Source organism: uncultured Campylobacter sp., from assembly GCF_937997595.1.
Classification (GTDB): domain Bacteria; phylum Campylobacterota; class Campylobacteria; order Campylobacterales; family Campylobacteraceae; genus Campylobacter_B.
Genome location: NZ_CALKTS010000297.1, coordinates 1 through 10,808 on the forward strand (window position 1 = coordinate 1; position 10,808 = coordinate 10,808).

At 48.6% G+C, this 10,808-nt stretch carries 11 protein-coding genes; 4 read left to right on the top strand and 7 right to left on the bottom strand.

Features of this window, described 5'->3' with window-relative positions:
* The first annotated feature begins 64 nt into the window (after window positions 1-64).
* Window positions 65-1,573: a succinate CoA transferase gene (locus Q0614_RS09930; protein ID WP_298788417.1), complete on the top strand. Its 1,509-nt coding sequence runs from the start codon at window positions 65-67 to the stop codon at window positions 1,571-1,573.
* Between the two features lie 274 nt (window positions 1,574-1,847).
* Here Q0614_RS09930 and Q0614_RS09935 read toward each other — a convergent pair whose 3' ends face one another.
* The 4 genes from Q0614_RS09935 to Q0614_RS09950 form a co-directional block, all read right to left on the bottom strand.
* Window positions 1,848-1,979, bottom strand: coding sequence for a hypothetical protein (locus Q0614_RS09935; RefSeq protein WP_298788419.1), 132 nt, complete (start codon window positions 1,977-1,979; stop codon window positions 1,848-1,850).
* A gap of 177 nt (window positions 1,980-2,156) precedes the next feature.
* A complete protein-coding gene (locus tag Q0614_RS09940) occupies window positions 2,157-4,577 on the bottom strand; it encodes a GGDEF domain-containing phosphodiesterase (RefSeq protein ID WP_298788421.1) in 2,421 nt (806 codons plus the stop codon).
* On the bottom strand, window positions 4,567-5,439 hold the full coding sequence (locus Q0614_RS09945; RefSeq protein ID WP_298788423.1) for a cytochrome c peroxidase: 873 nt from the start codon (window positions 5,437-5,439) through the stop codon (window positions 4,567-4,569). Before Q0614_RS09945 ends, Q0614_RS09940 begins: the two co-directional genes overlap by 11 nt.
* Window positions 5,402-6,310: a class I SAM-dependent methyltransferase gene (locus tag Q0614_RS09950; protein ID WP_298788425.1), complete on the bottom strand. Its 909-nt coding sequence runs from the start codon at window positions 6,308-6,310 to the stop codon at window positions 5,402-5,404. Before Q0614_RS09950 ends, Q0614_RS09945 begins: the two co-directional genes overlap by 38 nt.
* Before the next feature lie 99 nt (window positions 6,311-6,409).
* Between Q0614_RS09950 and Q0614_RS09955 the strand changes: the two genes are divergently transcribed.
* Both Q0614_RS09955 and Q0614_RS09960 read left to right on the top strand, forming a co-directional pair.
* Window positions 6,410-7,177, top strand: a complete 768-nt coding sequence (locus Q0614_RS09955; RefSeq protein WP_298788427.1) for an ABC transporter ATP-binding protein — start codon at window positions 6,410-6,412, stop codon at window positions 7,175-7,177.
* Complete coding sequence (locus Q0614_RS09960; protein WP_177388780.1) at window positions 7,170-7,973, top strand: metal ABC transporter permease; 804 nt, start codon at window positions 7,170-7,172, stop codon at window positions 7,971-7,973. The genes Q0614_RS09955 and Q0614_RS09960 overlap by 8 nt, the downstream gene beginning before the upstream one ends.
* On the opposite strand, the gene Q0614_RS09965 is transcribed toward Q0614_RS09960, so the two are convergent.
* The 3 genes from Q0614_RS09965 to Q0614_RS09975 are packed head-to-tail and all read right to left on the bottom strand — an operon-like array spanning window position 7,917 to window position 10,417.
* Window positions 7,917-9,098, bottom strand: a complete 1,182-nt coding sequence (locus Q0614_RS09965) for a DMT family transporter (protein WP_298788429.1) — start codon at window positions 9,096-9,098, stop codon at window positions 7,917-7,919. The genes Q0614_RS09960 and Q0614_RS09965 overlap by 57 nt on opposite strands.
* On the bottom strand, window positions 9,095-9,745 hold the full coding sequence (locus Q0614_RS09970; protein WP_298788431.1) for a hypothetical protein: 651 nt from the start codon (window positions 9,743-9,745) through the stop codon (window positions 9,095-9,097). Before Q0614_RS09970 ends, Q0614_RS09965 begins: the two co-directional genes overlap by 4 nt.
* A 42-nt stretch (window positions 9,746-9,787) precedes the next feature.
* Window positions 9,788-10,417 (bottom strand): hypothetical protein, encoded by a 630-nt coding sequence (locus Q0614_RS09975; protein ID WP_298788433.1) that lies wholly within the window; start codon window positions 10,415-10,417, stop codon window positions 9,788-9,790.
* Between the two features lie 86 nt (window positions 10,418-10,503).
* On the opposite strand from Q0614_RS09975, the gene Q0614_RS09980 reads away from it, so the two are divergent.
* A partial coding sequence (locus tag Q0614_RS09980) for a manganese efflux pump (RefSeq protein ID WP_298788434.1) occupies window positions 10,504-10,808 on the top strand: 305 nt, incomplete at its 3' end.

Here is a 10,808-nt window from a genome sequence, read left to right on the forward strand (position 1 = left end):
TTTAGATTTTGAAATTTAGCGCAAAAATATTATAATTTCGCCCAAATCACGGCTAGGATGGAAAATGAACTCACGCGTGCAAAACGAATATCTAAAATCAAAAATTATGAGCGCCGAGAAAGCCTGCGAGCTGATTTCAAACGGCGCATCGGTGGGCTTTAGCGGCTTTGTTGGGGCGGGCTGCGCACTAGCGCTGCCGCAGGCTCTGGCGCAACGAGCGACGGCGCTGCACGAAAAAGGCGAGCCCTATCAAATCGAAATTTTTACGGGCGCATCGACCGATCCGCTTTTAGACGGAGTTTTGGCAAAAGCAGGTGCTGTGAGCTTTCGTGCGCCGTTTTTTACGGATGCCGATATGCGCCGTGCGATAAATAGCGGCGCCGTGCGATACGCGGACGTGCATCTATCAAGCCTTGCCGCGCAGCTTAAAGCTGGCTTTTTTCCACATCTAAACTTTGCCGTGATCGAAGTAGTGGCGATTAAAGAAAGCGGCGTGCTCGTGCCGTCCACATCGCTAGGCAACAACCAAGCCTGGCTCGATATCGCCGATCGCGTGATTTTAGAAGTGAATTACTATCAGCCGCTTGAGCTGGAGGGCATTCACGACGTTACGGATCTGCGCCTGCCGCCGCATGCTATGGATCTGCCGATCAAGCACGTAGGCGATCGCGTAGGTAGCCCCTATATGCATGTAGATCCTGCCAAAGTAATCGCTGTAATAGAGGCTAGGACGCATGATCGCGTCAATAATTTCACCGCCGTGGATGAAATTTCAAGTGCGATCGGGCGCAACGTCGTAAAATTCTTAAAAAACGAGGAGGCTTGTGGCAGACTTCCCGCAAAGAAGCTACTGCCGCTACAATCTGGTATCGGCAACGTTGCTAACGCCGTGCTTAGCTCGCTACAAAATGCTGGCTACCAAGGTCTGCAGTGCTACTCCGAGGTGATCCAAGACGGCATGCTAGATCTCATCAAAAGAGGCGTCGTAGGTACTGCAAGTGCCACAGCGCTATCGCTTAGCCCCGCAGGTGTCGAGGAATTTCAAAAAAACATCGATTTCTACCGCAAGCACATCATACTGCGTTCACAAGATATCTCCAACTCGCCAGCGCTTATCAGAAGGCTTGGCGTCGTGTCGATGAATGGCATGCTAGAGGCAGACATCTACGGCAACGTAAACTCCACTAACGTCATGGGCTCGCAGATGAAAAATGGCATCGGCGGTAGCGGTGACTTCGCTCGCAACGGATATTTGTCGCTATTTCTTAGCCCGTCGCTAGCTAAAGGCGGCGCGATCAGCGCTATCGTGCCGTTCGTGAGTCACGTTGATCATACCGAGCACGACACTCAAGTCATCATCACCGAATACGGCATCGCCGATCTGCGCGGCAAATGCCCTCGTGAGCGTGCTCGCGCGATGATAAGCATCGCGCATCCCACTTACCAAGACGCGCTGAGAGATTATTTCGAGCGGGCATGTGCGCAGCCCTGTGCGGGGCATACTCCACACATCTTAAGCGAGGCGCTGTCGTGGCATCAAAGATTTAAAGATACGGGGAGTATGAAGGCTTAGAGCGAATTTGCTTGAGCTAATGGGCTAAAGCCTAAAATTTAAGCTCATTCTCGCTGAAAGCAAGAAAGTTTGCACTTAAAAATTCCGCCTGCATTTGAAAGCTCTATCGCTACTTAGAGCAAAGCTCGTTAAAATTTTTATTTTTACAAAGCTCGCGCGAAATGTTTATTGTATGAATGAATTGAAAATTTGCGCCATAAAATTTTAAAATTTGCAGGCGGGTTTAAGGCGCGGAATTTAAAATTTTATCGCTACGGAATTTTAAAATTTAGCCTTAAATTTGCAGCTCGCACATTTCAAATTTTAAAATTCTACGGCTTGGAATTTTAAAATTTTGAACTTCGCAAAATTTCATCCATAAATACGCTATCAAAATTTTAAATTTAGCCCTCATTTCATTTGCCAAGCCAATCCTAGCTATAAGGCGCGCCATAAGTTCGCGATAAAACCGCGTAGTATTTGCAAGATAAATTCCGTATAAATTAAAGCAGCGGCTTGCTAAAACAGAATTTCTCGCCTTACGAAGGCGATCTTTGGGCTATAAATTTAAAGAGGCGGGCTATAAAGTCGCGGCGAGATGAGATTAGAATTTTATCCTCGAAGGCTCCATCGGCTTGCTGTAGAAGTAGCCTTGCATATATTTAATCCCCATCTCTTCTAAGATGATTGAAATTTCGTGGTTTTCTACGTATTCTGCGATGAGCTCGTAGCCCTGCTTGCGCGCGAAGTTAGCGATGGTTTCGACGATAGCGCGCGAGTTTTTGTCGTTTGCGATATTTTTGATGAGCGCTCCGTCGATCTTTATGTAATCCACGTCGAGCGTTAAAATTCTATAGTAGTTGGAGTATCCGCTGCCAAAATCGTCTATCGCGACCTTGCAGCCATAGTTTTTGGCTACGGCGATGAAGCTGCGTAGGCTCTCGTAATCGTCAAATTCCTCGCTTTCTAAAATTTCAATAAATAGATTTGAAGCATTTGGGCTGGATGCGAGCTTGCGCTCTAAAAGCTCCTTGATACCTTCGTTTGCGATGTCAAAATATGAAAGATTTATGCTAAAGCAAGTCCCTGCGAAGCGGTCTAGCAAGCGAAAGGCTTCGTTTATTACGACCTGAGTTAGCGGGATGTAGAGCGAGGTTTGCTTTGCGATATCGATAAACTCACCAGGGCAGCGCGTCTTGCCCGAACGGTCGATTAGGCGGATTAGAATTTCATATACTAACGGGACATAATCACCGCCCTCGGTGCCGTAGGTGTTACCACTAGGATCGCGGTGGGTGATATCAAATATGGGCTGAACAAGCACAAAGACTTGATTTTTCTTGATCGCATTTTGAATGGTGTTGATCATAATCTGGTTTTGAAGATATTTTTCCTCAATCGCATTTGGGCGAGAATAAAAGCCCACGCGCTCGTTTTTACTCTGCGCCTCATACATCGCCATGACCGCCTGAAAGACCCTATTTGCGCCACCTGCCACGTCGGCGCGCTCGCTTACGCCCATAGTGATATTTAAAGGCGCGGACGCAAAGCCCTCGGTGGTATGGAGATTAAAAACCTTGTCGGTGAAGTATTTATTTATGATCTCCACGTCGCGCGCGACATTTAGTCCCTCGTAAAATAGGCAAAACTCATCCGATTGGATGCGAAAGATACTAGCTTTGATCTCGTGCGATTCGATACACATCGCAAGCGTACGCGCAAAGGAGCGCAGAATTTCATTCGTCGTCTCCGCCTTGTAAAAAAGCCGTAAATTTGCAAAATTTACGATAGTGATGTAGATCGCTACGCCCGTTTTTTCGGCGTTTATTAGCTCATATAGCGCTGCTTCGTTGCCCTGGCCCGTAAGATGATCGATATAGACTTGATTGTTTAAGCTCTCCTTTGCGCTCGCAAGAGCTAGCTTCATAATCTCGCGCTCGCCGATGTCATGAGCGTAAAGCGCATATAGCGGCGGCTTGGATGCAGCCGCGATATTTGCTAGCCTTAGGCTCACATCGGCTAGTTCGCCGTTTTTGCGAAGCAGGCGCGTATCTTTGGCGCTTTTATTTACCATCGTAGGAAGTTCGGTCCCCTTATCTTTGGGCATCAAAACTCCAAGATCGCTCCCTTGCAGCTCGCTTTGTTCGTAGCCGCTTAAGTTAAGCACGCCTTTATTAGCGTATAAAATTTTAAAGTTTTGATCTGCTAAAACTATCGCTTCGCCTGCTTGTTCGCATAGTGCGTGATAGGGCGCGAGGGCGCGTTTACTACGCAAAGCATCGGAATTTATGATGTAAGTAAGCAGTAAAAACGACAAAAACACCGCCGTGTAAAGCATCGTCATTTGCATAAACGAGCCGTAAAATTCCTCGCTAGCGTAAGAAAATCGCTCGCGCAGGCTTGCGAAGCGCTCGTTAAGCAACGAGAGATTATCGCTTACAATGATATTTTGCCGCTCGAAATTCCTTAAAATTTGCCGTGCGATTCCTATAAACGCAGCTTCGTCGGGGCTTGACGCATCTGCGCTTTCTAGCGCACTTTTTAAAGCAGAGATCTCGGAGCGATTTTTATAATTAAGCCCTAAAATTTGAGAGTAGAGATTTGCTCTTTGCGCATTTGCGCCACTGGATAAAAATTTTTGCTGCAGACTTTGAAAAAGGATTAAATTCTGCGAATTTAAAGCCCCAAGCTCGTCCAAAAGTGAAATTTTATCGCTAAAAGCGCTTCCGATCGCGCGCACATCGCTGCTAAGTCCGATTTTATCGATGATTTTGTCTTTTTGTAAGGCTTGCAGCACCTGATAGATGCCGCGCATATCGGCATTTGCAATCGAAAAGTCCCTTCTTGCGATCTTTGCATCAAATAATATATTTAAGCGGTTATCGGCGTTATCGATCAAAGCTAGCTCGCGCGAAATCGTGCTAAATCTCGCTACATCTCTTAGCGACGAGAAATAATTCCCGGCGATGATTATGCCTAATATCATAATCCCCACCATCAAAGCCCACATTATCTTATCTTTCATCCTGCGCCTCCGTCATATCGCCTTTAAGCGTAGCTAAAAAGCTCATCAAAGCATCAAGCTCCCCATCGCTAAGATCGTATTTTAGCAGATCCTTTGCGATCTGCCGCACCGCAAGACGCAAATCCGTCTGCCCGTTTACGTAAGGCGCGGTTTGCGTGATATTGCGCAAGCTAGGCACGCGGCGCAGCTCAAATCCATCGGAAGCGAGCCTGTGTCTAGGCGCATCCTCCTCTTCTACGCTTGGGCGAATTTTAGTAAAGCTGCTGGTGCCTAGGCTAACGCCGTTGTGACATGCCGAGCATAGCCGCACAAAAAGCACATATCCGTTATATTCAGCATCATTTAGCTTAACCTCGCCGCGCAAAAATCGGTCAAATTTGGAATTTATCGCCGTTTTGGACTTTAAAAATTCCTTCAGCGCATCAATGAAGTTCGCCGTATTCGCCTCGCCGTAAGCACTTTCAAAAGCCTGCTTGTAGGCTAAATTCTTCCTAATAAGCTCTAAAATTCTATCTTCGCTCGCGTCCAGTTCATTCTTGTCAAAAACAGATGTCGCGATCCGCGCTTCAAAGCCCGCGAAATTATAATCGCCTAAGTAGCGGTCAAAATAATAAGAATTTATGAGCGTAGGCACGCGTCCATCGCGCACCGAAGCGCCCGAATCGTTTAGATAGAAGTTGTGGCAGCTCTCGCAGGAGCGGCCTTTGCTACTAAATCTTACATCGGTAAAAATTTTTGCGCCCAGCCGCGCCTTTTGTGGGTCGTATTTAGGCATCTCAAGCGGCGTAAAAAGATTGCCGCAAAGCCCCAAAACGGGCGCCAGGCTAAATATAAAACAGCTTAAAGCTCGCTTCGATCTCATCGCTTATCATCCCGCCTTTAACCCGCTTTTTCAAAAGCTCCTCGATCTCGTGCTCGCTAGCCTCCGCGCCGTCCATATGCAGGTGCCACGCGGCGTTTTGCACTGCTTCTTTCAGGCTGCGCTTTTGCTCGCGCCTATCGGTTAAAATTTCACTTTTAAATTTGATGTCGCGCGCGCCAAGCAGCGCCTCAAACTTTTCGGCGGCGGTAGCAAGCCTTTTATGCCCCGTACCGAAGCGCTCAAACAGCGGCGCTAGCATCGAGGAATTGCGCTCGCTCGCCCAATTTAGATAAATTTTACGCTCGCCCAAAGCCAAAAACGCCTCAAAATCCTCCGTGCTCTTCAGTGCAGGGCTCATCGTAAGAAAGGCGATATCAAAAACTGCGGGAATTTTAAAATTTTCGCTCCCTCGGTTTTTGCTCGCAGCGTCTTTAAAATTTAAAGCCCGCGCTTCTTGAGCTTGCGCGTTTGAAATTTCGCTTTGCGAGCGCGGATAAATTTTAAAATTTTCGCCCGCCGCGCCTGCAAAACCATCGCGGCTCAGCCGCTCGCAAAACTCCGCAAAGCTTAAATTTAATACGTTTTGCAAGCTGATGCCAAACTTCTCCGCGCTGCGCCTTAGCTCGCGCAGCATCCCCTCCGAGCTATCGATCGCCGTCACTTTAGCGCCCAGCGACGCGAGATACAGCGAGTAAACCCCCGTACCGGCGCCCACATCGAGCACGCTTTTGCCAGCAAAGCTCGCGCCCCAGCCGCGCAGTATCTCAAACACCCGCTTGCCGAAATCCCCTAACTCGCCGCTAAATTTAGCGTAACTTTCGGACTTTTTATCCCAGCTATTTTCATGTGTTTTTTCGCCGATTTTCTCCACCGCTAGCCTTTAAATTTTTTGTAATAATAGCAAAATTTGGCAATTTTTCCGAATTTGGGCTATAATAAATGCTTTCAAAATCTAGGCGAAAGGGCGTTCATGGCGGACGTGACGATAAGAAATTTAAACTTTGCTTACGAAAAACGCGAAATTTTAAAAGATATAAACCTAAGCTACGAGCTGCGCGATTTTTTAGCGATTTTCGGACCCAACGGCGGTGGTAAAAGCACCCTTTTGAAGCTGCTTTTGGGGCTGCTACAACCAAGCTCGGGCACGATCGAAATTTTAGGCAGATCGCCCGCGCTTGCTAGGGCGCAAATGGGCTACGTGCCGCAGTTCATCGCGATAAACAAAAGCTTTCCCATAAGCGTGCTCGAAGTCGTTTTAATGGGGCTGATAGATAAGAAAATTTTCGGCTTTTACTCTAAATCCGAGCGCGAGCAAGCCATGCAAGCCCTGGGGCGCGTAGGCATGCAAGACCTTGCAGGGTGCCGTATCAGCGAACTTAGCGGCGGGCAGAGACAGCGCGTTTACATCGCGCGAGCGCTGTGCGCAAAGGCTAAAATTTTACTTCTTGATGAGCCGTTAGCAAGCATCGACACGATGGGGCAGGTTCAAATTTACGAGCTTTTAAAATCCCTAAACGAGGGCAGCTGCGGCATAATTCTAATCAGCCACGACGTACAGCTCGCGCTAAACTACGCAAACCGCGCTCTTTACGTCGCAAACGGCTCGGCGCACACTCACGAGATCGATCCTGGCGGCAGGGCGGAATTTTTAGATCACCTACGACGCGAGCACGGGCACTTCTGCGCCGTCGATCTCGCGCTTAACGAATGCTGCTGCAAGGAGGGCGAAAATGGCTGAAATTTTATCTTACGATTTCATGCGAAACGCCCTACTCGGCGGGCTTTTGGTCAGTATAGTCTGCGGCGTCGTGGGCTCTTTAGTCGTGATAAATCGCATGAGCTTCATCGCAGGCGGCATCGCGCACGGCGCATACGGCGGCATCGGCATCGCGCTGTTTTTAGGCATCTCGCCCGTGCTGGGAGCTAGCGTATTTGCGCTGTTTTTGGGGCTGCTAATCGCTTACGTCACGCTGCGAAACACCGAACGCTTCGACGCCGTAATCGGCGCGATATGGGCGTTTGGAATGGCGCTGGGGATAATCTTCGCCGATCTTACGCCCGGGTACAAATCCGATCTGATGAGCTTTTTATTCGGCTCGATCTTAGCGATAAATCACGAAAATTTAATCTTCATCGGCATTTGCGGCGCGGCATTTGCGGCGCTTACGGCGTGCTTTTACAGGCAGTTTTTAGCGATCAGCTTCGATAAGGAATTCGCCCTGCTGCGCGGAGTAAATACTAGCGTCTTTTACTATGTCCTCGTAGTGATGGCGAGCCTTGCGGTGGTCGCGTCGATTCAGATCGTAGGACTAATCTTGGTAATCTCGCTGATGACGATCCCACCTTTCATCGCCGAAAAAATTTCAAAAAGCCTAGGCTCGATGATGGCGATAAGCTGCGCGCTATCGGCGCTCTTTTGCGCGGCGGGGCTTATTTTGAGCTTTAAGCTCAACCTAACCAGCGGCGCTTCGATAATCCTAGTCGCCTCGGTCTGCTTTTTCGCAAGCTCGATCTTTAGCAAACTTCGCGCCTAAGAGCCCGCCCAGCTCGCTAAGCAGGATGCCCGCGAGTATCAGCGCCGCGCCTAAAATTTGAAGCGCGCTTAGCTTCTCGCCGAAGGCATACCCCATTATGCCCGCGCTTACGGGCTCCAGTGCGAAAATCAGCACCGTTTTTATCTCGCTTACGCCGCGGTTTTGCGCCATCGTTTGGATCACGAACGCCGCAACGGTGGCAAAGATCGAGGTCAAAACCAGCGCGAAAATGAAATCGAAGCTCGGCGAAAAGATTAAATTTCCAATCACCCTTATCTCGCCTTCAAACTCCGCGTGAGGAGCGAAAACCGCCGCGATCAGCGCGCATACGCAGACGCAGATAAACTGCACGATCACGAAGCCATAGAGATTGCTTTTGCGCGCGCAGACGCCGGTAAAGACGATGTGAAGCGCGTATGCAAACGCCGAAACTAGCGTCAGCCGCTCGCCTATGCCAAATCCCACCGCGCCGCTTGCTCCGCTTAAAAAATACAGCCCCAAAAGCGCCACGACCGCGCCGCCAAAGGCGCTCGCACCGACTTTTTTGCCGAAAAACGCAAGCATTAAAAAGGGCACGATGACGACGTTAAGCCCCAAAATAAACGCCACCGTCGAGGAGAGCGCATAATCAAGCGCTATGGTCTGGCAGGAAAAATCGCAAAACAGCATCAGCCCGCAAAACACGCCCCGCCCTATCGTGCCGCGGTCAAATTTGACGCCGAAGCGCAGACAGGCGAGGTAGGTAAAAATGCTCGCCGCCAAAAAGCGCCAAAACAAAAAGCTGAAAACGTCGCCGCTATGCAGCGCCCGCTGAACAGGTACGAAAGTGCATCCCCAAACGATCGCTACGAAAAGCAGCCCCAGATCCCACAGCCTGCTAGGCGGAGCGGGGTTTTGCGCGCGGCTTTGCGCGGAATTAGAATTTTGCCCGAAACTCTGCGCGGAATTCGAGCTTTGCGTGCAGTTTTGCGTAGAGGCAGAATTTTGCGCGGCAGCAGGGCTCTGCGTAGAATCAGAGCTTTGCGCGAAATCGAAATTCTGCGCGAAATTTAAGCTTCGAGCAGAGCTAGAATTCTCTGCCGAATTAGATTTCTTCGCGAAATTCCGCGCCTCAAAATTTTTCAATCCAAACCCCTGCAGCGCTTGAGCGAAGCCGTGGCCCTTTGCAATGATATCGGTAAAATTTTCTTTGAGCGTCGCGTATGAGCGGCGGCGAGGCTTTTTGCGGGGCTTAAATTTGGCTCGTCTACGGCGCTCGCACGATTTAGCGAACTCTCGCTATTTGCGCTACTATGAGTGGAATTTCCCATAAAATTTCGTTTGAAATTTCTTGCGGAATTTTCGCAAGGATTTATTGTGGGGGCTTTTGCGGAATTTAAAGCTTTATTTTCGGCGCAGTTCGGAATTTGCGTGGGCTTTAAATTTAGCACAAGAGTCGCGAAATTTAAAGTGGATTTTCTTTCAAGATTTTTGACGCGCAGGGCGGAATAGGGCGCGACGAGACTGTGCACGGCAAAACCGACCGAGGCACAATTGCGTGCGGCAAAACCAGCCGAAGTGGGATAAAATTTTAAATTTCTTCCGCGGATAGAATTTAACCGGACATTCGCGTCTTGAAATTTGAAATTTCTTTTGAAGCGGGAAGCTGGAGCAAAATTTACTGCGCCGTCCGGTGTTGTGTTTTTCGCACGCTTGCACGTCTGATTTGAGATAAAATTTAAAGCGGATTTTGAATTAAAATTTTCCGCGAGCTCCGAGATAGAATTTTTCATAATTTGAAGTAAAATTTCGCCGAGATTTTAGTGCGGTCGCGCCTATCTGATCGTCTTTATGGCGTTTAAAATCGCGCCCGAGTTTTTGCGAAACTCCCTTTCGTTTTTGCTTAAAAAATCGAAGCTTTCGTTGATAAAGGCGCTGCTAAATTCGCTACTAAAATCGTCTCCAGGCTCGCGTCCAACGGCACTTTTAAAGCTTTTAGCAAAGCTCGCGTCGGCTCCTAGTTCACGTGCCAAAGGGCGAATGATTTCGTAAATTTCATCAAAGGCGTTGGTGCGCAGATAGTGGCTGAATAGCACCTCGCCGCTCATTACCGCCTTAGTATCGGCTTCGGACATATCTTTTATTTTAGCGAGTAGGAGCTTTTTGATCGGCTCTACGGCAAGACTTAGCTTCTTGCTCGCCAGCCTTTGCATATTCTGCACGGCGATGCTTTTTTTGCCCGCGCGCTCGGTAATGTAGCTAGGCAGATCGAGCTCGTAATCCTGCACGCCAGTGCGTTCGTATTCATTTGCGGCACGCTCTATCAAAGTGCTTAGTGAGTTTTTAAAATTTTCGCTATCGCCCGCGCCCGCACTAAGCATCACGTCCAGCCCCTTTACGGCGACCTCTTCCCAGCTAGCAGTCGCAAATAGCGGCAATAAACAAAAGATTAATTTTTTAAGCAAAGTTTTTCCCTAATTAAAGATTGATTATTTTATTTCGAAAATTTTAATGTATAATCAACGCTTTTATAATACCAAAAGGGCTAAATATGGAGCTTTTACTCATCGCTTTTGCGCTTGCGATGGGCAGCATCGCGCTTAGTATCTCAAACGGCGCGAAATATCCGAATTTTAAATTTGCACAGATCGCGCGCGTCGCGTTTTTCTATGCGGCGGCTCAGTTTATAATGCCGCTTGCGGGCTACGCTTTGGGGATAAATTTCGTAAAATTTATCGCGCAGATCGATCACTTCGTCGCGTTTGGAATTTTATCGTTTTTAGGCGTCAAGATGATCGCGGAATCCCGCCGCGAGCAGGACGAGCCAGCTCTACGCCTAAGCACGAAGGAGCTGGT